The 21,268-nt window shown below is 64.7% G+C and carries 16 protein-coding genes; 13 read left to right on the top strand and 3 right to left on the bottom strand.

Translation table 11 applies throughout. From position 1 onward, the window contains the following. Nucleotides 1-93 precede the first annotated feature (93 nt). Both AC3WTO_RS25595 and AC3WTO_RS25590 read right to left on the bottom strand, forming a co-directional pair. Nucleotides 94-1,404 (bottom strand): ABC transporter substrate-binding protein, encoded by a 1,311-nt coding sequence (locus tag AC3WTO_RS25595; RefSeq protein ID WP_492463759.1) that lies wholly within the window; start codon nt 1,402-1,404, stop codon nt 94-96. Between the two features lie 264 nt (nt 1,405-1,668). After that, nucleotides 1,669-2,631, bottom strand: coding sequence for a sugar-binding transcriptional regulator (locus AC3WTO_RS25590; RefSeq protein WP_492463758.1), 963 nt, complete (start codon nt 2,629-2,631; stop codon nt 1,669-1,671). 245 nt (nt 2,632-2,876) lie between these two features. Between AC3WTO_RS25590 and AC3WTO_RS25585 the strand changes: the two genes are divergently transcribed. From AC3WTO_RS25585 to AC3WTO_RS25530, 12 genes are all read left to right on the top strand, one after another. After that, nucleotides 2,877-3,653 (top strand): HAD-IB family phosphatase, encoded by a 777-nt coding sequence (locus AC3WTO_RS25585; protein WP_492463757.1) that lies wholly within the window; start codon nt 2,877-2,879, stop codon nt 3,651-3,653. A gap of 14 nt (nt 3,654-3,667) precedes the next feature. Then, nucleotides 3,668-5,104, top strand: a complete 1,437-nt coding sequence (locus AC3WTO_RS25580) for an aspartate aminotransferase family protein (protein WP_492463756.1) — start codon at nt 3,668-3,670, stop codon at nt 5,102-5,104. A gap of 4 nt (nt 5,105-5,108) precedes the next feature. After that, the gene (locus AC3WTO_RS25575) at nt 5,109-6,032 is read left to right on the top strand and encodes a hypothetical protein (protein WP_492558442.1); all 924 of its coding nucleotides are present in this window, start codon (nt 5,109-5,111) and stop codon (nt 6,030-6,032) included. Further along, nucleotides 6,029-6,397 (top strand): DMT family transporter, encoded by a 369-nt coding sequence (locus AC3WTO_RS25570; RefSeq protein WP_492463753.1) that lies wholly within the window; start codon nt 6,029-6,031, stop codon nt 6,395-6,397. The genes AC3WTO_RS25575 and AC3WTO_RS25570 overlap by 4 nt, the downstream gene beginning before the upstream one ends. Then, nucleotides 6,397-7,272, top strand: coding sequence for an alpha/beta hydrolase (locus AC3WTO_RS25565; protein WP_492463752.1), 876 nt, complete (start codon nt 6,397-6,399; stop codon nt 7,270-7,272). Before AC3WTO_RS25570 ends, AC3WTO_RS25565 begins: the two co-directional genes overlap by 1 nt. Continuing rightward, nucleotides 7,247-8,443, top strand: a complete 1,197-nt coding sequence (locus AC3WTO_RS25560; RefSeq protein WP_492463751.1) for a GNAT family N-acetyltransferase — start codon at nt 7,247-7,249, stop codon at nt 8,441-8,443. The genes AC3WTO_RS25565 and AC3WTO_RS25560 overlap by 26 nt, the downstream gene beginning before the upstream one ends. Then, nucleotides 8,440-8,826 carry an EamA family transporter gene (locus AC3WTO_RS25555; RefSeq protein ID WP_492463750.1) on the top strand — a complete coding sequence of 129 codons (387 nt, stop codon included), beginning with the start codon at nt 8,440-8,442 and terminating at the stop codon, nt 8,824-8,826. The genes AC3WTO_RS25560 and AC3WTO_RS25555 overlap by 4 nt, the downstream gene beginning before the upstream one ends. Continuing rightward, entirely contained in the window at nt 8,823-9,338 is a 516-nt protein-coding gene (locus AC3WTO_RS25550; RefSeq protein WP_492463749.1) for a DUF2147 domain-containing protein, read from the top strand. The genes AC3WTO_RS25555 and AC3WTO_RS25550 overlap by 4 nt, the downstream gene beginning before the upstream one ends. A gap of 25 nt (nt 9,339-9,363) precedes the next feature. Beyond that, nucleotides 9,364-11,127, top strand: coding sequence for a sensor histidine kinase (locus AC3WTO_RS25545; RefSeq protein ID WP_492463748.1), 1,764 nt, complete (start codon nt 9,364-9,366; stop codon nt 11,125-11,127). Next, nucleotides 11,102-12,478 (top strand): sigma-54-dependent transcriptional regulator, encoded by a 1,377-nt coding sequence (locus AC3WTO_RS25540; RefSeq protein ID WP_492463747.1) that lies wholly within the window; start codon nt 11,102-11,104, stop codon nt 12,476-12,478. Before AC3WTO_RS25545 ends, AC3WTO_RS25540 begins: the two co-directional genes overlap by 26 nt. Then, nucleotides 12,475-13,323, top strand: a complete 849-nt coding sequence (locus AC3WTO_RS25535) for a MipA/OmpV family protein (protein ID WP_492463746.1) — start codon at nt 12,475-12,477, stop codon at nt 13,321-13,323. Before AC3WTO_RS25540 ends, AC3WTO_RS25535 begins: the two co-directional genes overlap by 4 nt. Before the next feature lie 265 nt (nt 13,324-13,588). Next, nucleotides 13,589-14,620: a COG3904 family protein gene (locus AC3WTO_RS25530; protein WP_492463745.1), complete on the top strand. Its 1,032-nt coding sequence runs from the start codon at nt 13,589-13,591 to the stop codon at nt 14,618-14,620. A gap of 188 nt (nt 14,621-14,808) precedes the next feature. Here AC3WTO_RS25530 and AC3WTO_RS25525 read toward each other — a convergent pair whose 3' ends face one another. After that, nucleotides 14,809-15,534: a helix-turn-helix transcriptional regulator gene (locus AC3WTO_RS25525; RefSeq protein WP_492463744.1), complete on the bottom strand. Its 726-nt coding sequence runs from the start codon at nt 15,532-15,534 to the stop codon at nt 14,809-14,811. 295 nt (nt 15,535-15,829) lie between these two features. Here AC3WTO_RS25525 and AC3WTO_RS25520 point away from each other — a divergent pair, with 295 nt between their 5' ends. Further along, entirely contained in the window at nt 15,830-21,241 is a 5,412-nt protein-coding gene (locus AC3WTO_RS25520; RefSeq protein WP_492463743.1) for an autotransporter domain-containing protein, read from the top strand. Nucleotides 21,242-21,268: the final 27 nt, after the last annotated feature.

Below are 21,268 nucleotides of genomic sequence, written 5' to 3'. Positions count from 1 at the left end.
AGGATGTCCTTGGCATCGCGAGATGCCTCGAACACCGGGAGGAGCCCTTGGGCGTCAGTGGATGCCCTTGTCGCAGGGCACCCGGACTGCCCTTTACTGGATGTAACCGCCTTCGGTCATTGCTGCCTTGGCGGCGTCCTGAGCCTGCTTCAGCGCATCGTCCACCGACATCTGGCCGGCAAGCGCCGCCGAGAACAGCTGGCCAACCGTGGTGCCGAGACCCTGGAATTCGGGGATCGCCACGAACTGCACGCCGACATAAGGCACCGGCTTGACCGTCGGCTTGGTCGGGTCGGCGGAGTTGATGGAGTCCAGCGTCATCTTGGCGAAGGGCGCCGCCTTCTCATATTCGGCGTTGGCGTAGAGCGAGCTGCGCGTGCCGGGCGGCACATTGGCCCAGCCTTCCTTCGAAGCCACGAGGTCGAGGTAACCCTTGCCGGTTGCCCAGGCGACGAACTTTTCGGCCGATGCCGCCTTCTGCGTGCCGGCCGGAATGCCAAGCGACCAGGCCCACAGCCAGTTGCCGCGCTTGCCGAGCCCGTTGTCGGGGGCCAGCGCATAGCCGACCTTGTCGGCGACCTGCGAATTCTTGGGATCCGACACGAAGGAAGCCGCCACCGTGGCGTCGATCCACATGCCACACTTGCCCTGCTGGAACAGCGCGAGGTTCTCGTTGAAGCCGTTGGAGGATGCGCCGTCCGGGCCGTCGGCCTTCATCAGGTCGACATAGAACTGCAACGTGTTCTTCCATTCCGGCTGGTCGAACTGCGGGTTCCACTTCTCGTCGAACCAGCGCGCGCCGAAGGAGTTCGACATGGCGGTCAGGAAAGCCATGTTCTCGCCCCAGCCGGCCTTGCCGCGCAGGCAGACGCCGTTCACGCCGTTGGCCTTGTCGGTCATCTTGTCGGCGGCTTCCTTGATGAAGGTCCAGGTCGGCGCGTCCGGCATCTTGAGGCCGGCCTTCTCGATCAGGTCCTTGCGGTACATGACGAAGGAGCTCTCGCCATAGAAGGGTGCGGCATAAAGTTTGCCGTCGACGGAAAGGCCACCGGCGATGGCCGGGATGATGTCCTTCTGGTCGTAGTCGGCGCCGAGATTGTCGAGCGGCAGCAGCCAGTTCTGCTTCGCCCAGATCGGCACTTCATAGGTGCCGATGGTCATCACGTCATACTGGCCACCCTTGGTGGCGATGTCGGTGGTGACGCGTTCGCGCAGCACGTTCTCTTCCAGCGTGACCCAGTTGAGCTGGATGTCGGGGTTCTTCTTGGTGAAGTCCTCCGTCAGTTTCTGCATGCGGATCATGTCGCCATTGTTGACGGTGGCGATGGTGATCGTCTCGGCATGCGCGGCGAACGCAAAAGCGCTGGCCGAACACAGCCCCAGGACGAGGGTGCGCAGGTTCATCGATTTCCTCCCAAAGAGCCAAGTGAGCATTTGCCTTAGCTGTGAGCAATTATTCATTCTTCGAGATTTATGTCAAGCCGGAATCCGGCGAGCACCGTCACAGGTGGCCCAACCCTGGATGACCGAAATGGTTCCAGCCTCGGCGGGAAGCCGGGCTACCCGAGGCAAATGATGGAAAAACAATGCCGGAATGGCTGTTGCCGGCGGCACACGGAGCGGCGGCCAAACGATGCCGAAGACGATGCTGGAAGGAGCGCGGCGCGCCTAGAGGGTGGTAGCCAACAGGCTTTCGGCCGTACGCTCGTCGGTGATCAGGCCGTTGACCAGCCGCCGCGTCACCGCGGCGAGAATGCCGGGCAGCTTGCGCTCGCCCATGGCGAGCGCCACCACCAGCGAACGCTCTCGCGACGGCAGCGGCGCGGAGGCGACGCGATCATTGGTGATGCCGTCGATCAGGCGGCCATCGCGATCGAAAGCCCAGCCGACGATCTCGCCGACGGCGCCGGCTTTCTGCAAAGCCTTGAGGTCGGCCTCGGTGATGAAGCCGTCTTCCAGCAGCGGCGCCTGCGGGCCGAGGTCGCCGACACCGACAAAGGTGATGTCGGCTTGCGCTGCAAGCGCCAGCGTCGGCTGGATAAGCTGCTGACTGTGCAGCATTTTCCGTTCCTCCGGCGAGGAAGCGATCGCTGGCAGCGGCATCGGGAAACTGCGCGCCTTGATGGTGTCGGCCATGGTGAAGATGACGTTGTAGAAAGCGGCCGAACCGTCCGGCGAGATGTTGCCGGTGAGCGAAACCACCTTGTGCTGCGGACACTCCATCGGCGGCAGCTGCTCGATCGCCGCCTTCAGTGTGCGGCCGGTGCCGATCGCCATGATGACCGGCTCGGGCCGGCGCAGCCACTTCTCGATCTCTACAGCCGCCGCCTGGGCAACGCCGATGGTCGAGGACGTGGAGTCCGGATCGCTCGGCGTCACCTCGACCAGGTCGAGCGCGAAGCGGGATTTGAGCCGGGCGGCAAGGTCGAGGCAATTGGCGATGGGATGGTCGACCCGGACCTTGATCAGCCCTTCCGACATGGCCAGCGACACCAGCCGCTGCGCGGTCTGGCGCGAGATGCCGAGCTTCGTTGCGATCTGGTCCTGCGTGTTGCCGGCGACATAATAGAGCCAGCCGGCACGCGCGGCATCGTCAAGCCTGGGATTGCTGGTTTCGGAGCGGGCACTCATAGGTTGGCACTTCGCAGAAACGATCTCGCTGCTACTGTCGCAGGGTTTTCAGAAATGCGCAATCGCTCACAGACTAGACAATTGTTCGTACAAATTCCCAAGTCGCCATGATCCGTGACAGGCACGGGACCATCATCCCAACTGTCGCCCGCGGCCCTTCCGGACGCTCCTGACAGTTGCCGTTGCGGAACGCAAGACGTTTGCCCTCCTCCCGGCAGGTTCCTACAATTTTTGTAGGTATAAATTTGGAGACGAAACCCCTCCTCCCTGATTTGCTTCGTTTTTTTGACTTGGCACGCGGCATGCATGTGCAGTGCAGCATGAACAAAATCGACCTCCTCCCCTTGCCCCCCGTGGAGTGCTTCATCGATTTCGATGGCACGATCTCACTGGAAGACACGACCGACCTTTTGCTTGCCCAGTTCGCGGAGCCGGAATGGCGCAGCGTCGAGGCCGCCTGGGAACGCGGCGCGATCGGCTCACGCGAGTGCATGTCCAGGCAGGTGGAGCTGCTGCGCGTCGAGCCGGTCATGCTCGACCTGTTCGCCGGCTGTCTGCGCATCGATCCGGGCTTCGTCCGCTTCGTCGAGGCGCTGCAGGCCACCGGCATCAGCGTCACCATCGTCTCCGACGGGCTGGACCGCGTCATTGCACGCGCGCTGAAGGGGTATGGCCTTAGCCTGCCGGTCCTCGCCAACGAACTCATGCACGCTGGCGGCGACCGCTGGCAGCTCGGTTGTCCGCACGCTTCGGCAGGCTGCCGCGCCAGCTCCGCACACTGCAAATGCGCCAGTTTCGACCGCGCGCCTAACAGCGCGCTGCGTGTGCTGATCGGCGACGGCCGTTCCGATTTCTGCGCAGCGTCCATCGCCGACATGGTGTTCGCGAAAGGCAAGCTTGCCGACCATTGTCGCGCCAACGGCATCACCTATCGCAGCTTCGGCAATTTCACCGACCTGCCGCCGCTTTTCTCCGACTGGCTGGCCAATGCCATGGCCGTCCAGTCCACCCACCTTCTGTAACAAGGACCTGACCCATGCCCACCAACGCCGCCCTTCGGCTCGCAGCCGATTCCGAGCTTGAGCTGAGCGAGACAGAACTGCTCGCGCTCGAGGCCGAATACTGCTCGCATGGCGACACCGTGCACTACACGGATTTCCCGAAGATCTTCGACCGCTGCGAAGGTTCCTACATGTTCGATGCGGCAGGCACGGCGTTCCTCGACCTGCAGATGTGGTATTCGGCGGTCAATTTCGGCTACGCCAACCAGCGCCTCAACAATGCGCTGAAGCGCCAGATCGACAAGCTGCCGCAGGTCGCCAGCCAGTATCTGCACCGCGAGAAGATCGAGCTCGCGGCATTGATCGCGCGTGATGCCGAGCAGAAGTTCGGCCACAAGGGCCGCGTGCATTTCAATGTCGGCGGCGCCCAGGCGATCGAGGATTCCCTGAAGCTGGTGCGCAATGCGTCCAAGGGCAAAAGCCTGATGTTCGCCTTCGAAGGCGGCTATCACGGCCGCACGCTCGGCGCTTCGGCCATCACCTCGTCCTATCGCTATCGCCGCCGCTACGGCCATTTCGGCGAACGCGCCCAGTTCGTGCCGTTCCCCTACCATTTCCGCGCGCCGAAAGGCATGAACAAGGAAGAATACGGCCTGCACTGCGTGCGCCAGTTCGAGCGCCTGTTCGAAAGCGAATATCAGGGCGTGTGGGACCCGAAGGCCGGTGAAGCCGAATATGCGGCATTCTATGTCGAGCCGCTGCAGGGCACCGGCGGCTACATCATCCCGCCGATGAACTTCTTCACCGAATTGAAGAAGGTGCTCGACCGCCACAACATCCTGATGGTGGTGGACGAGATCCAGATGGGCTTCTACCGCACCGGCAAGCTGTGGTCGATCGAACACTTCGGCGTCAATCCCGATGTCGTCGTTTTCGGCAAGGCGCTGACCAACGGCCTCAATCCGCTGTCGGGCGTGTGGGCGCGTGAGGAGCTGATCAATCCGGGTGCCTTCCCGCCCGGTTCGACCCACTCGACCTTCAACGCCAATCCGCTCGGCACCGCCGTCGCGCTCGAAGCCATGAAGATGATGGCCGAGGACGACTATGAAACGACGGTCCCGGAAAAGGGCGCCTATTTCCTGCGTGGCCTGGAAGAGCTGAAGCGCCGCCACAAGATCGTCGGCGAAGTCGACGGCCTCGGTCTCGCGCTGCGCATCGAGATCTGCGAGCCGCATGACAGCTACACGCCGTCCAAGGCGCTGGTCGACCTGATGGTCGACGAGTCGCTGAAGGGTGACCTCGTGCACAACGGCCAGACCTACGGCCTCGTGCTCGACATCGGCGGCTACTTCAAGAACGTCATCACGCTGGCGCCGTCGCTGACCATCAGCCATGCCGAGATCGACCTGGCGATCGCGCTGCTCGACCAGCTGTTCACCCGCGTTACCAGAGCTCATGTAAACAAGGGGTGAGTGGATGCGCCTGCGCATCGTCGATCTCGACGGCGCCGTGACGGGACAGGGCTTTCACAGCACCCGGACCGAACCAGCCGACATCGTGCCAGCCGGGGACCTCGCGCCCCGGCTGCGCATTGTTGCGAGCAGGCGCGCGCTCACCGAACTCGGCAAGCGGGTCGGCCCGCGCGCAAACGGCAAGGCCGAGGTGATGTTCTACGGTTCGGGCGACTTCCATCACCTCGCCGATCTGTTCCTTGGCCGGACCGAAGAGCCGGTGACGGTGATCCAGTTCGACAATCATCCCGACTGGGTGTCATTCCCGGCGACGTCCAATTGCGGCGGCTGGGTCAACCGCACGCTGGAACGGCGCAACGTCGCCCGCGTCATCACCATCGGCCCGACCAGCACCGATCTCGTACTGCCGCAGCTCAAGTCGGCCAACCTGCAGGCGATCCGCGACGGCCGGCTGGACATGTATGCCTGGCGCGTGCCGGCGACGCAGCTCGCCGGCACGGCGGTCAATGCCGGTGGCGCCAGCACCTTTGGCGATGGTTTCACCAAGCGGCTGGTCTGGCGCAGCCTTGCCGACGAGGACTGGCAGGGCTTCGTCGACGAGCTGATCGCCGGGCTCGGACCGGAAGCGCTGTGGATCACCTTCGACAAGGACGTGCTGGCCGCCAGCGAAGCGGTGACCAACTGGGACCAGGGCGCCATGCGGCTGGACCAGGTGCTGTACGCCATCGAACGCCTGGCCGCGCATCGGCGCATCCTCGGGGTCGATGTCTGCGGCGACTACTCGCCGCCCGAGTTCCGCGATCCGTTCCGCTATACGCTGGCCAGGCTCGACCATCCGCGCCAGCCGAAATTCGACAGCGCCATGGCCGCCGTCAACAACGCAACCAATGCCCGCATCGCGGCAAAGCTCGAACAGGTGCTGGCATGAGTACCGAGCTGATCGTCCTGTTCGTGCTGTCGATCGTCTGCGACGTGTTCGGCCAGATCGCCTTCAAATTCGGCGCCGACGCGCTGCCGGAATTTTCCGGCGCCAGATGGCGCCCTTTCATGCGTGCGCTGTTCGCCGACCGCTGGGTCGGGATCGGGCTCGTCATCTATGTCGCCGAGTTCATCATCTGGGTGCGCATCCTGACACTCGCCCCGCTCGGCATCGCCTTTCCCCTCGCCAGTCTCAACATCCTCGCCATCACGCTCGCCGGGCGGCTGTGGCTGGGTGAAAAGACCGGCCCCTCTCAATGGCTCGGCGCGCTGCTCATCACGGCAGGCGTCATTCTCGTCGCAGGTACGATCTGATGGTTGAAGCACCCACGAAAATCCAGTCGAAAGACCGCACAATTTTCTTCCCGCGTGGCGATGTCGGCGTGCTGCTGCTGCACGGGCTCGGCGGCACGCCTATCGAGATGAACAATGTCGCCCGCAATTTCGCCGAGCGCGGCCACACGGTGATGTGCCCGACGCTGGCCGGCCATTGCGGCACCGAGGCCGACCTCGTCGCCACCAACTGGAAGGACTGGTACGCCAGCGCCGAGGACGCGCTGACCACGCTGGAGCAGCGCTGCCGTGTCGTGCTGGTCGGCGGCCTTTCGATGGGCGCGGTGCTGGCCGCCATGCTGGCGGCGCGCCAGCCACAGCGCGTGCATGGCCTCATCATGTTCGCGCCGACGCTCTGGTACGACGGCTGGTCGATCCCCTGGTACCGCTTCCTGCTCAAGCTGTTCATCAACACGCCGAGCGGCCGCAAGTATCGTTTCGTCGAGCAGGAACCATACGGTCTGAAGGACGAGCGCCTGCGCATGGTGCTGGCGCAGTCGATGTTCTCCGGCGACTCCACCGCCGCCGGTCTCGAAGCGACGCCGGCGCTGGCGCTGCGCGAGCTGTGGCGGCTGGTCGATGCGCTCAAGCCCGAACTGCCGGAGCTGCGTCAGCCGACGATGGTGGTGCATGCCCGCGAGGACGACATCGCCAGCCTCACCAACCTGGAATATCTGCAGCGCAATCTCGGCGGCACGGTCGAGTCGCTGGTGCTGGATGACAGCTATCACCTCGTCACGCTCGACCGGCAGCGGCGGCTGGTCATCGCCAGAGCCGCCGCTTTCGTCGAAAGCGTTGCCCGATCCTATGAACGCGCAGGGGCGCATGAGCATGACCGGCTCCAGGTTGTCGCCTGACGTTTTGCGGGCCCAAGGCGGCGACATCGTCGCCGGCCTGTCCTCGCTCGATCCGGTCTCATGGCCAGCGACGAGCTGCAGCAACGCCGAAGGCATCCATTATCACGCCGCCTGCGAAGTCTCGGCGGCCGCGGACGGCACGGCGCCACTTGCCGTCGCCGTGACCGACAGCCATGGCCTCGCGATGGCAGCACCGCTGTTTTCGCTGACCTACCGGCTCGACACGCCATTCCAGGGTTCGCTCGGCGCCTGGACCGGCCGGCTGGTCGACCAGTTCCCGGGGCTGCTGGCGCTCGGGCTGCTCGGTGTCGGGTCACCGATGGCCGACCATTGCCATTTCGTGCGCCGTGACTGGCTGTCGGCCAGCGAAGGCACCACGACACACGCTTTGCTGATCGACGCGGTGGAGCGGGAAGCGCGCCGGCGCAAGGCAGCCGTCATCGTGTTCAAGGATGTTGCGCCCGAGGACGAAATGCTGGTCGGCAACCTGCTCACCGCCAAGGGTTTCACGCGGCTGGCCAGCCTGCCGGTGGCCGTGGCCGACGTCGGCGACAACGAAGATGCCTACCTGGCGCGGCTTTCGAACGCGACGCGCAAGGACATAAGGCGCAAGCTGAAAAGCCGCGACGGCATCCGCATCGAAAGGCGCAACGACATTGCCGGGCTGGAGGACGAGATCGCCGCGCTCTACCGCTCGACGCAGGAAAACAGCAAGCTGCGTTATGGCGATTTCGAGGACTTGCCGCGCGGCTACTTCACGGAAGTGGCACGGCGCCTCGGCAAGGATGCGGTGTTCCAGCTCTATTGGGTCGGCAACAGGCTGGCCGCCTTCAACCTGCTGCTCGTCGGCGCCGATCGCGTGGTCGACAAGTTCCTCGGCATGGCCTATCCGCTGGCGCGCGAGCACAATCTCTATGTGGTGAGCTGGATGGAGAATCTGCGGTTCTGCAGGGAGATCGGAAAGCCGCTGCTGCAGACCGGCCAGACAGCCTATGCCTCGAAGCTGCGCATGGGCAGCCGGCTCGTACCTTCGGCCATCTATGCAAAACACACCAACGGGCTCTTGAACCGCGGCCTTGCAGCCATCGCACCCTGGCTGGCGCTCGATCGCTGGGATCCGGACCTGCGCGAGGCCCGCGCAAAAGCCAGCTACAAGGCAGGTGAACAATGACCATGACGGCCACTGGCACGTCCGGCCTGCGCGGCATCATCGCTGGCTTCGTCGTCGTCGACACGGCAACGCAGATCGCCTTCAAATGGGCAAGCGAGCGCATCGGCGCCGGCTCGCTCGACATGGCCTGGGTGCTGGCGGCGCTGACGACACCGGCACTATGGCTCGCCGTGTTCTTCTATGCCCTTACTTTCATCCTGTGGATGCTGATATTGGCGCGCATGGACCTTGGCCGCGCCTTCCCGCTTTCAGCCCTCACCTACGTCACCGTGCCGGCGGCGGGCATGCTTTTGTTCGGCGAACATCTCACCTGGCCGCAGACGGCGGGCATCGCGCTCATCATCTCCGGCGTCCTGTTGATCGGACGAGGAAAAACGGAATGATGCCATTGCCCCTCCATCGCACCGTGCAACGGACCATCGCCCGATGGTTGGCCGCTGGCGCGACCAGCGTCGTGCTTGTCACCGGTGCCGGTGCTGCACCGGCCGGTGACATCGCCACCACCTGGCTGACCCATGACGGACAAGGCGTGGTCGAGATCGCCCCTTGCGGAGCCAAGCTGTGCGGCCGCATCGTCTGGCTGAAGACATCGACCGACGACAAGGGTGTCGCCCTGACCGACCAGAACAACCCAAGCCAGAAACTGCGCAAGCGGCCGATCTGTGGGCTTGCCGTGCTGAGCGGACTTCAGCCCGACAAGTCCGGCGGCTGGGACGGCGGCAAGATCTACGATCCGGCAGAGGGCGACACCTATGACGCAGCGCTGAAGCTTGCCGGTCCCGACAAGCTGACCGTCACCGGTTATCTCGGCGTCAAGGCGCTCGGCCAGAACTTCACCTGGAAACGATACGCCCTGCCCGCCGGCCAGCGCTGCTCCACGGCGGCACAGCAATGACACTGCAACCGCGACAGGAGGCGTCGTGCTCAACGGGCTGACCCTGCGCTGGCGGCTGGTGCTCGCTTTCCTGGCGGTTTCGGTGCCGCCGGTGCTGATCGCGTCCTATGTCGCGGCCGTGCTGATCTCGTCCAGCTTCAAGCACAATGTTGAACGCTGGCTGGGCCGCGCCGCCGACTTCCTGGTCAGCGAAACGATGAGCAGCGAGGACGAAGCCGACCGCGCCGCTTCCATCCTCGGCGCTTCGCTGCCGACGCATGGCGGCGCGCTGACCGGTGAGGTCAACGAGAATTCGACGTCGCTGCGCGTCTATTCCGACCTGTTGTCCACCGTCGGCTACGATCTCGTGCTGATCTATGACGACAAGGGCAACACGCTCTACCGGTTCGGCAACGCCACGCTGGACATGCCGCTGCCGCGCAGCTCGACGCGATCGGTGTTCACCGTGACCAAGGAGGACCGGCCGGGCCTCGTCGTCGGCGCGGCGCGCCTGTTCGAGCGTGACGGCCAGGTGCTGCACGTCCTGGTCGCCAACCAGATCGACGATTCCTTCTTCGCCGCGCCGCGCGCCAAGACGGCGATCATCATCCATGCCTACAGGCTGCAGGGCAACACCATGATCCCGCTGGTGCGCGAAGGACGTGGCGAGCCACTGACCATCTCCGATGACGTGCTTGCCGTGCTGAACCGCGGCGACAGCTACACCGTCGTGCCGGACAAGGGCAGCGGCGGACTGGCCACCGGCTACGGCGCCATCCGCGACGATTCCGGCCGACTGGTCGGCATCGTCACTTTCGGCCTTGCCGCAAGGCGGCCGGTGTTCGAGCAGTTGATCGACTGGCGGCTGTTCACCATCCTGGCGCTGATCGCCTCCAGCCTGTCCATCACCGTCGGTATCGTGCTGGCCAGCCGGCTGACCGGACCCTTGCAAAGCCTGAAACGCGGCCTGCGCGAGGTTGCTTCCGGCAATTACCGCCTGCAGCTGGCCGAGCGCGGCGGCCCCGAAATCGCCGAAGTGGCAAGCGGCTTCAACATCATGACGCGCCAACTCGAAAGGTTGCGCCAGATGGAAGGCGAGATGCGGCGGCGCGAACAGCTGGCAGCACTCGGCGAGGCAGCGGCGGTCATCGCGCATGAAATCCGCAACCCGCTCGGCATCATCAAGACATCGAGCCAGTTGGTGGCGCAGCGCAGCTACCTCGCCCAGCCTGACGAAAGGTTGCTAGGTTTCGTGCTCGACGAGGTCAACCGCATCGACCGGCTGGTCACCGAGGTGCTCGACTATGTGCGGCCAAACCGGCCGACCATGCGCGTGGTTGCCCTGGACGAGATCGTCAGCAAGGCGATCGACTTCATGGCGCCCGAACTCGACAAGCGCGGCATTGCCCGCGACGTCGCCGTGACGGAAGGCCTGATGGTGGAAGCCGACGCCGACCAGATCCACCAGGTCATCATCAACCTGGTGCTCAATGCCATGGAGGCGATGGCCGAGGGCGGAAAGCTGACGGTTAAGGCGGAAGCGGATGAAGAGGCAAGAGAAGCAGTGCTGACCATAGCCGACTGCGGCACCGGCATGGAGCCGGACGTGGTGCACCGCATGTTCGACCCGTTCTTCACCACCAAGACCAAGGGCACCGGCCTTGGGCTCGCCAAGGTGCTCTCGGTGGTCGAACATCACGGTGGCGCCATCACCTGCACCAGCGCCTTGGAGAGCGGCACCAGCATCGTTATACGTTTGCCGTTGAACCAGAAGAAAGGTCCAAATGGCGAGCTCGATACTGGTCGTTGACGACGAGGCCCGCCTGGCGGAAACGCTGGCGCTGGCGCTCGAAGGCGGCGGCCTGACCAGCGATTTCGTGACCAGCGCCGAGAGCGCGCTGGAGCGCATCGAAAATGGTGAGTTCGGTCTGGTCATCACCGATCTCAGGATGCCGGGCCGCAACGGTCGCGAACTGCTGCACGAGCTGCGCAGCAAGCGCCCCGAACTGCCGGTGGTGGTCATGACGGCCTATGCATCGCTGCGCGACGCGGTCGCGCTGGTGAAGGAAGGCGCCTTCGACTACATCTCGAAACCGTTCGAGATCGACGACGTCATCGCCACCGCACGCCGCGCCCTGCGGCTGACGCAGGTCGTCAACGAGAACCGCCGGCTGCGCGCCGAGCTCGAAGACAGATACAGCTTCGGCAATTTGATCGGTTCCAGCCCGGCCTTCGGCGAGGTGCTGCGGCAGATCGCCGAGGTCTGCGAAAGCCGCGCCACCGTGCTGATCCAGGGCGAAAGCGGCACCGGCAAAGAGCTGGTCGCCCGCGCCATCCATTTCAACAGTCCGCGGCGCGACAATCCCTTCATCGCGGTCAACTGTTCGGCGATCCCGGAAAACCTTCTGGAAAGCGAGCTGTTCGGCCACGCCAAGGGTGCCTTCACCGGTGCGATCGCGGCGCGCGAGGGTCGCTTCGTCACCGCCAATGGCGGCACGCTGTTCCTCGACGAGATCGGCGACCTGCCGGCGTCGCTACAGCCCAAACTCCTGCGCGCCCTGCAGGAGCAGAGTTTCGAACCGGTCGGCTCGGACCGCAGCGTCAAGGTCGACGTGCGCATCATCGCCGCCACCCATCGCGACCTCGAAGCGGCGATGGACGAAGGCGATTTCCGCGAGGATCTCTATTACCGCCTCGCGGTCTATCCGATGCGCGTGCCGGCGCTGCGTGAACGCGCCGGCGACGTGCTGCCGATCGCCAGCCATTTCCTCAGCCATTTCGCCGCCGAGATGACCAAGAAGATCTCCGGCTTTGCGCCGGAAGCCGAGGCGGCGCTTTCAGCCTATCAGTGGCCCGGCAACATCCGCGAATTGCAGAATGCCATCGAGCGGGCAACCATCGTCGCTTCCCATAATGTGATCACGCCGCAGGACCTGCCGGGTTACGTCACCCGCGCCCGGCGACAGGCCGCGGCGACCCCTGCAGTGCCGTCCGACCTCGATGGTGAAATGGAGCGCATCGAACGCGATTTCATCCTCGCCGCCCTGCAGGAAAGCGACGGCGTCCAGGTCAAGGCGGCCGAACGCCTGGGCATAGCGGAACGAAGCCTTTGGCATCGGATCAAAAAACTTGGTATCAAGATCGCCAAGACAGCGAAGTGAGGTTCGTTTTGCGTTGCGTTTTCCATTCCGGCCGCGAGGCGTTGCTGGCGGCCACCGTCAGCCTGACCGCACTGGTCGCATCGCAGTCCGTACAGGCCGCCGACAGCCTCACCGAAAAGCCGGTCGCATCGAATGATCCCTGGATCATCAGTGTCGGCGGCATGATGACGGTGAGCCCGAAATGGGACGGCTCCTCGCGCTACGGCCTCGGCGGCATGCCTTCGATCTCTTTCCGCCGCGCTTCCGAGCCGGAGACTTTCTCGGCGCCCGACGACAATTTCGACATCACCTTCTTCACAGGCAAACGTTTCGCCATCGGCCCCGTCGCCAGCCTGCGACCCGGCCGCTCCAGCGAAGGCGGGCGGCTGGAGGGTCTCGACACCTACCCCTGGGCGGTCGAGGCAGGTGTCTTCGCCGAATTCTGGCCGATCGAGGACCAGTTGCGGCTGCGCGGCGAGCTGCGCCACGGGCTGCGGTCCAATGACGGCTTCAGCGCCGACATCGGGGCGGACTATGTGCAGAACTACGGCCAGCTGACGCTGTCGGGCGGCCCTCGCCTGGTGCTTGCCGACGACAACGTCATGAACCTCAAATACGGGATTTCACCGGAGGCAGCGCTGCGCAACGGCAGCCTGGCCGCGTTCGACCCCAGGGGCGGCATCGTCAGCGTTGGCGTGTCGGCGGCGCAGAACTATGTCTGGTCGAAGGAGTGGACGACCACCCTCTACCAGCGCTTCGACTACATGGTCGGCGACGCCGCCAACAGCCCGATCGTCAAGGATCTCGGCTCGCGCAACCAGTTCACCTTCGGCGTCGGCGCGACCTATTCGTTTACCGTCGAATAGTCAGGCGAACCGTGCCGGCGAAGACGCCTTCGGTATGGTTCCGTGGCACAAGCGCGAACGCCCGCAGCAAACCGGGACCTCTTGGCTCGCTCCTGTCTGCCGGAGCGGGTTGTTGCCACCTCAAAGGAATTCCGGCCACAAAGCTCGAACCGGCAAGTACCTTCAAGCAACGTTGCGCCCTCTTCATAACCATATCCCTGCTCAACACTTGAAATAATCTTCAAGCTGGCGCTTATTTAGGCTGGGCTTGCGGAGCGTGCGGGATATGCGTTTCCTGAACAGAATGGCGTTGGCTGCGGCGGTTTCTGGCGCGATGACTCCGGGCGCCTGGGGGCTGGAGTTCAAATTGGAGACAGCCGGCGCACTGACATATGGGATGGTGTCCGGCAGGTTCGAGGCGGACGAATCCCTGGCCGGGTTCACGAATACCATCGTCCAGAGCGGGGCGAAGTACGTCACATTCGATTCTCCGGGCGGAGCTGTTGGAACCGCCATGCAGCTTGGGCAGATGATACGAGCCGCAGGGCTGAACACGTTTCAGCTGCGCGTGACGGAATGTGCGTCAGCCTGTTCGCTCGCCTTCCTGGGCGGCGTCGAGCGCATGGCCGATCCGGGTTCGATCGGGGTGCATCGCTCGTCCTTTTCGAGCGATGCCACGGTATCGACCGACGATGCCGTCGCTGGTGTCCAGGCGCTCACCGCTTATATCATTGCCTATCTGACCGAGATGGGCGTCGATCCCAAATTGCTCGCCGTGGCGTTGAGCTACGACAGATCGGACATGCGCTACCTGTCTTCCAGCGAGATGACGCAAATGCGCGTGACGAATGCGGATATCGCGCAAGTGATACACGCCACCCGGGCCGCTCCGGCTCAAGCGAGCGCCACGCAGACCGCTGGTGAACCGCAGGCCACGGAGCCGGAAAACGCCGCGCTCGCGGTGGTGAGAGAGCTGATCGAACAGCAGGATGGCAATGAGAACCTGGCGATCAGCCAGGTTGTCGCCACATACGCAGCTAGGGTGGACTACTACGGCAAACTGAAGGATCTCAATGAGATCGCAGCCGACAAGCGAAAGTACTTCCAGAGATGGCCCGAGCGTGGCTATCGGATACGGGATGACAGCATCATGGTCACCTGCGCCAATGAACGCTGCATGGTGTCGGGAACCTACGACTGGATCGTCCGCAATGTCGTGCGCAACAAGCAGGCCCGGGGCGCGGCCCGCTTCAGCTACACGCTTACCACCGGGGCGTACCCCAAGGTGGTCGCCGAAGGCGGTGAGATCATTCGCTAGAGCAATTCCAGCAAAAGTGCGCAGCGGTTTTGCGTCCGGAATTGCGTCAAAACAAGAAGATAGAGCATTTATGGCGATCCTGTTTTCGCCAGAAATGTTCTAGCAGTTGCGAAATCGAACGTTACCGCTCCGCCGGCTTCGCCAGCCTGCGCGACCTGCAGATCGCGCCGTGATTTTCATCCGCCCATTCAGAGCATGCGCCGGTTGGCTGCCCGCGCCACCGCCTGGGCCCGGTTGACCGCGCCCAGCTTCCTGCGCGCATTGTCGATGTGGAAACGCACCGTCGCTTCCGTGACGCCGGTCATGTCGGCGATTTCCCGGTCCTTGTGGCCATCCGCCATATAGGCGAGGCAGTCGCGTTCACGCGGCGTCAATTCCGGCAGGTCATCCGGCACGCCGCTGGCGAAATCCATCAGCCGCTCGGTCAACAGCAGGCCCGCGAATTGCATCGTTCTCGCGGCATCGCTGTTCGGCTCGCGCTCGCCGATCCCCAGATGCAGCGAGGCGATGACTCCCCTGGTGCCGTAGGATGTCGTGCATAGCGCTTCGGCGATCCCGGCTTCGCCCAGCGCGTCCCAGTAAGCACGGTAACGCAGGTCACCATGGCTCGCGAAATCGGAGAAGCGATAGCGCGTCCGGCTTTCGCGGATCGCCGCCAGCAAGGGATTGCAATCGAAACAGACGTAGTTGAAAGCGGCGCTGCCGGGCCAGCCCTGTGGCGAAATGCGCTTGATGAAGCCGCCGGCCGACCAATGGGCCTGCGAAGTCAACCGCTCCACCGGCCGCCGGTAGAGCCGGGTCTGGAGATAGGTCGCGCCGAGGGTCGAAGCCGCCGTGAAAAACCGGACACTGGCTTCTTCGGCCGAGGGCGCGGTCAGTGCGCCTTCGGCGAGCGTCATGATCTGCCCGAGCATTGCCGTCGCGCCCCGATGTCGTGTCCATCCCCCGATCATTGTTGGCATGGCCACCGCACGTTTTCAACGAATGCCGCGGTTTTCACGCCGGAAAAGCGCAAAACCTATGACTTTCGAGAGTTGTGCAGTGCGGCAGATCGGCGATCTTCCTCCCATTGAATCGAAGGGGACATGAGGGGGCAATCCAGGCCGCGCCTCGCGGCCGGGACGCCTGTTCGTGACGGATCATCAGCACATGGGACCACCACGCCCGGACGGGCGGGGGGCGACGCGGATTTGTGGGGCGGACCATCGAATGGTGTTGGAAATGCGTGCATTGCGGGTAGCAGGCCAGGCTGCCCGGGTCGGCTCGGGGTTGCGGAGCATGGGGCTGGCGGTGTTTCTTCTGTCGAGCTCATCGCTTGCGCTCGGCGCTTCGCTGACCTGGAACGGCTCGACATCGGCCAACTGGTTCGTCGCAGGCAACTGGACCCCTGCGGCGATACCCGCTGCCGGTGATATCCTGGTCATCAACAACGCCGGTCCCAGCACGGCGACGGTGAGTTCGGCCGGTGCGGCGGCAAGCACGATCACGATCGGCAGCCTCGCCGGATCGAGCGGCGCGCTTGTGGTCAACGGCGCCGGCACCCTGGCGGTGGGTTCGAACTATCTCAAGGTCGGCGACTACGGTAGCGGCACGCTGACGATTTCCGGCGGCGGCAAGGTCACCGGCAGTGGTGCGATCGCCGACAATCCGTTCTCCAGCGGCCAGGTCACCATTACGGGTGCCGGCTCGCAATGGACCAACAGCTTCCTGTCGATCTCCGCCGACAATGGCGCGATCGGCCGTTTTCGTGTTGAGGCCGGCGGCAAGTTCCTGTCGACCGGCAATGTGATGCTCGCCCAAAGCCACGCCAATGCCGACGGGCAGTTGCTGGTTACCGGGGCAGGCTCGGATTTCACCATGAGCAATGCCGGCGTGGTCCAGTTCAGGGTCGGCGCGAACGGAAAAGGCGATTTCCAGCTGCTGGACAACGCCACCGCGTCCACCCGATACACCTATCTCGGCGGCGTTGTCGGCAGTCTGGGTACCGCAACCGTCTCGGGCGGCGCATCCTGGACGACGGGCCCGTTCACCATAGGGCCGCAGGGCCAGGGCGAGCTGACCGTCTCCGGCGGCGGCAAGGTCACCACCGTCGGCACCGGCAGCACGGCCCGTATCACCAATGGCAAGGCGACGGTCACAGGTACCGGTTCACAGTGGAAGATCGACGGCAGCAACTACCTGCCGCTGGGGATCGGTTCGACCACCCAGACGGCGAGCCTCGACATCCTGAACGGCGGCACGGTGCTGATCGATGCCAACGCGCCGAACTTCCTCGCGGCCGACCTGCGGCTGGCAGACGGCACCGGTCAGAAGGCGACCATCACCATCGACGGCCCCGGCTCCAGCTTCACCACGCCCTATCGGCTCTACAGCGGCAACGGCAGCAATTCGACCGCGGCCATCATCGTCTCCGGCGGCGGCAGGCTCAACACCGGCTACGCCAACATCGCCAGCGCCAGCGACGCCACTCTTGCCACGACAGACAGCGTGACCGTGACCGGCGCCAACTCGCTCTGGGCGATCAGCAACACGCTGGGTTCGGGTCCGACTGACCTGCAGGGCCTGACCATCGGCGGCAACGGCATTGGTGCGCTGACCATCGCCAACGGCGGCAGGGTCCAGGTCATCGGCGGCAGCGGCGGCGTCGGTCTCGGTGGCGTCACCGGTTCGGCCGGCACGCTCAACATTGGCGCGGCGGCTGGCTCTCCTGCCGCGGCACCGGGCACGCTGGAGGCCAACCAGATACTTTTCTCCAGCACCGCCACCGGGCCGCAGGCGATCAACTTCAACCACACCTCCGGCACCTACGTCTTTGCGCCCAATATCGGCGGATTCGGCGCGCTCGCCGGTCCCGCCGCGGTGAACATCCTGGCCGGCACCACCATCTTCACCAGCGAGAACGCCTATTCGGCCATCACCAACATCAGCCCCGGTGCCGTCCTGCAGCTCGGCAATGGCGGCACCACCGGCAGCATCCGCGCCGGCGTCGTCAACAATGACGGCACGCTGATCATCGACCGTTCGGCCGACATCGTTCCGCGCTATACCGGCGTCATCTCCGGTGCGGGCTCGCTCATCAAGAACGGCACCGGCCTGGTCACGCTCGTCGGCGTCAACAGCTACAGCGGCGGCACCACCATCAACGCCGGTGAACTGCGCATCGGCGACGGGCTCGCCGGCGACGGCGCCCTTACCGGCAACTACGCCAACCATTCCAGGCTCTCCGTCTACTTCAACGGCGCGCACAGCTATTCCGGCGTTATCTCCGGCGTGGGCAGTTTCGAGAAAACGGGCAATGGTTCGCTGACGCTGAACGGCAACCAGACGTATACGGGCGGCACGAAGATCACGTTCGGCACGCTTTTCCTCGGCGGGGCCAACCGGCTGGCGCCAACGGGCGCCCTCACCCTCAACGGCGGCACTTTCGATCTCAATGGCTATAGCCAGACCGTGGGCGACCTTTCCGGCTACGGCCGGCTTGTCATCGGGACCGGCGGCCTGACCGCCGGCGGGTCGGCCGACACCAGCTTCAACGGCGTCATCACCGGCAGCGGCAGTTTGACCAAGGAAGGATCCGGCACGCTGACACTGGCGCTCAGCGCCTTCTTTCCAACCACCTTCAACGGCGTGACCAAAGCCAATGCCGGCACGCTGAAGGTCGATGGTGCGATGGCGTCGAGCAGTTTCCAGGTAGGCTCCGGCGGCACCCTGACGGGCAGCGGCTCGGTCGGCGCCACCACCATCGACGCTGGCGGCACTTTGGCCGGCCGAGCGGGACAGTCGCTGACGCTTGCCTCGCTGACACTCAACGACGGGTCCAACATCAATGCGGCGCTGGGAGCAGCCAACACCATGCCGTTGTTCGACGTCGGCGGCAACCTGACACTGGACGGCAGGCTGACGGTCAGCGACGCCGGCGGCTTCGGCAACGGCACCTACCGGATCGCCAATTATGGCGGCACGTTGATCAACAACGGACTGGTGATCGGCACCGTTCCAGCCGGCTTCAATCCCGGCGACTGGTCGATCCTGGCCGGAAGTGGCGTCGTCGACCTGCTTGTGGCGACGGGCGCAGGCGAGCAATACTGGGACGGCACCAACATGGCTCCGGGCGGCGTCACCGACGGCCGTGGCGGCAACGGCACCTGGGATGCCGCCTCGACCAACTGGACGAACAGCGCCGCCACCATCAACGCGGCCTCGGCCGGCCAGAAGGCGGTCTTCGCCGGTGCGCCGGGCACCGTGAGCATCGTCGGATCGCACACCTTCACCGGGCTGCGCTTCGTCTCGCATCCGAGCGACTGGACCTACACGCTTGCCGCCGGCGCGGGCGGCGGCCTGGTGACCAACTCGGCCGGCACGGAAATCATCGTCGCGGCGGATCCGGGCGTTGCCGTCAACAATGCGGTGCTCAATGTCAGCATCTCCGGAACCGGCAGCATCGTCAAGCTCGGCCAGGGCACGCTGACGCTCGGCGCTCCCAACAGCTATCAGGCCGGCACCCTGGTCAGGGAAGGCGAACTGGTGGCGGCAGCCACCGGAGCCCTGGGCAGCGGTGCGGTTTCGGTCTCGGGCGCGCCGGCTGCCACGCAGAAACCAAGCCTGCGTTTCGCCGGTCCGGTCGATGCCAACGGCCTGACGATATCGACACAGAACGGCTCGGTGGTGTTCGACGACAAGTCAGGCGCCGGCTCTGCTGCCATCACCAACCAGGGCGATGGCAGAACCGTGTTCCTGGCGGGTTCCGACGCAGGTACGGCGACCATCACCAACCAGAGCGGCGGCACCACTGCCTTCCGTGGCGACCTCGCCTCGACCGGCGCGAGTATCATCAACCAGGGCGGCGGCAAGGTCGACCTTTCGACCTTCGATGCGACCGGCCTGTGCAACTGCGTCTCGCTCGGTTCCCTTTCCGGTGCCGGCGACATATCGCTTGGCGCGCATACGCTCTCGACCGGCGCGCTCAACCTCGACGAGACGATCTCCGGCGTCATCTCCGACGGCGGTGCTTCCGCCAAAGGCAGCTTTGCCAAGACGGGCACGGGCACGCTGGTGCTGTCGGGCGCCAACAGCTATCTCGGTACCACCACCATCAAGGGCGGCCGGCTGAGGATCGACGGCTCGCTGGCCTCGGCCGACGTGGTGGTGACGAGCGGTGCAACGCTCGGCGGCATCGGCATGATCGGCACGCAAGCGGGCGGCACGGTGACGATCCGGAGCGGCGGCCACCACGCGCCCGGTGCCTCGATCGGGACGCAGACCATCAATGGCGACTACAGGCTTGCCGGCACGCTCGACATCGAGATCGAGCCAGGACGCGCCGACAAGGTAGTGGTGACAGGCAATGTCAACCTCAGTGGCGGCACCCTCGCGCTGCACGAATTGTCAGGCACCGGCTGGCAGCCGAGCCAGACCTATACGATCATCGACAATCAGGGCGTCAACGCCGTCACCGGCCAGTTCGCCTCGATCGCCCATCTCTATGCTTTCCTGACACCGGCCGTGAGCTACACGGGTGGTGACGGCAACAATGTGGTGCTGACGCTCGACCGCAACCAGGTCGACTTCGCCTCCGTGGCGCGCACCCCCAACCAGAAGGCCGCGGCGGGTGGCATCGAATCGCTGGGAGCGGGCAACACCGTCTACAACGCCATCGCACCGCTGACCGAGGACGAAGCCCGCAATGGCTTCGACCAGCTTTCGGGCGAGGTGCACGCCGCAGTGGCCGGCATGCTGCTCGACGAGAGCCAGTTGCTGCGCCAGGCAGCGCTGGACCGCGCTGGCGCCACATTGGGCGAAGCAGCGGGACGCGGCTTCTGGATACAGGGCGGCGGCCTCGCCCGTTCGCTCGACAGCGACGGCAATGCTGCCAACGCCAGCGCCAAGGCCGGCGCCATGTTCTCGGGCGTCGACACCGGCGCGGGTGACTGGACACTGGGCTTTCTCGGCGGCATCAGCGTCTCCTCGCTCGATACGCCCGATCGCAACGCCTCCGCCGACGTCACCAGCGTGCATGTCGGCGCCTATGCCGGCGGCGTGATCGGCGCCGTCAAGTTGAAGGTCGGCGCGGGCTACAGCCATCACGACATCGACACATCACGCTCACCACGGTTCGCCGGTTTCAGCGATCAGCTCAAATCCGGCTACGACGCAAGCTCGCTGCAGGTTTTCGGCGAAGTGTCACGGTCCTTCGATGCCGGCGCGCTCAAGATCGAGCCGTTTGCCGGCCTTGCCTATGTGCGGCTCTCGACCGACGATTTCAGCGAGAGCGGCGGCGCAGCAGCACTCGGCTCCAGCGGCGATGCCAATGACGCCAGCTTCACCACGCTGGGCGCACGCCTGTCGAAGCAGTTCACGACAGACAGCACGGTGTTCGACCTCAGCGCTTCGCTCGCCTGGCGTCATGCCTTCGCCGACGCGCCGGCGGCCCGGCTCTCCTTCAGCGGCGGCAGTGCCTTCACCGTCTACGGCGTGCCGGTCATGCGCGATGCGCTGGCGCTGCAGGCAGGCTTCGGCGTCAAGCTCGGCGCGACGAGCCAGCTGGATTTCGGCTATGATGGCCAGTTCGGCTCGGGCGGCATGGAGAATGCGTTCAAGGCGCGTTTTTCGACACGTTTCTGACGGCGGCGTGATTTGCGCGCCACCGTC

The sequence above is a fragment of the Mesorhizobium sp. EU05-FHT14A09 genome, from assembly GCF_058790995.1.
Note: the sequence above shows the minus strand (reverse complement) of the source record. Positions and strands in the feature narration are given on the sequence as shown.

Bases quoted from the DNA above. Each gene is read 5' to 3' on its own strand.
- AC3WTO_RS25550 (WP_492463749.1), top strand. From the start codon at position 8,823: ATGATGCCATTGCCCCTCCATCGCACCGTGCAACGGACCATCGCCCGA.
- AC3WTO_RS25520 (WP_492463743.1), top strand. From the start codon at position 15,830: ATGGTGTTGGAAATGCGTGCATTGCGGGTAGCAGGCCAGGCTGCCCGG.
- AC3WTO_RS25570 (WP_492463753.1), top strand. From the start codon at position 6,029: ATGAGTACCGAGCTGATCGTCCTGTTCGTGCTGTCGATCGTCTGCGAC.
- AC3WTO_RS25595 (WP_492463759.1), bottom strand. From the start codon at position 1,404: ATGAACCTGCGCACCCTCGTCCTGGGGCTGTGTTCGGCCAGCGCTTTT.
- AC3WTO_RS25575 (WP_492558442.1), top strand. From the start codon at position 5,109: ATGCGCCTGCGCATCGTCGATCTCGACGGCGCCGTGACGGGACAGGGC.
- AC3WTO_RS25540 (WP_492463747.1), top strand. From the start codon at position 11,102: ATGGCGAGCTCGATACTGGTCGTTGACGACGAGGCCCGCCTGGCGGAA.
- AC3WTO_RS25565 (WP_492463752.1), top strand. From the start codon at position 6,397: ATGGTTGAAGCACCCACGAAAATCCAGTCGAAAGACCGCACAATTTTC.
- AC3WTO_RS25525 (WP_492463744.1), bottom strand. From the start codon at position 15,534: ATGCTCGGGCAGATCATGACGCTCGCCGAAGGCGCACTGACCGCGCCC.
- AC3WTO_RS25530 (WP_492463745.1), top strand. From the start codon at position 13,589: ATGCGTTTCCTGAACAGAATGGCGTTGGCTGCGGCGGTTTCTGGCGCG.
- AC3WTO_RS25560 (WP_492463751.1), top strand. From the start codon at position 7,247: ATGACCGGCTCCAGGTTGTCGCCTGACGTTTTGCGGGCCCAAGGCGGC.
- AC3WTO_RS25590 (WP_492463758.1), bottom strand. From the start codon at position 2,631: ATGAGTGCCCGCTCCGAAACCAGCAATCCCAGGCTTGACGATGCCGCG.
- AC3WTO_RS25580 (WP_492463756.1), top strand. From the start codon at position 3,668: ATGCCCACCAACGCCGCCCTTCGGCTCGCAGCCGATTCCGAGCTTGAG.
- AC3WTO_RS25555 (WP_492463750.1), top strand. From the start codon at position 8,440: ATGACCATGACGGCCACTGGCACGTCCGGCCTGCGCGGCATCATCGCT.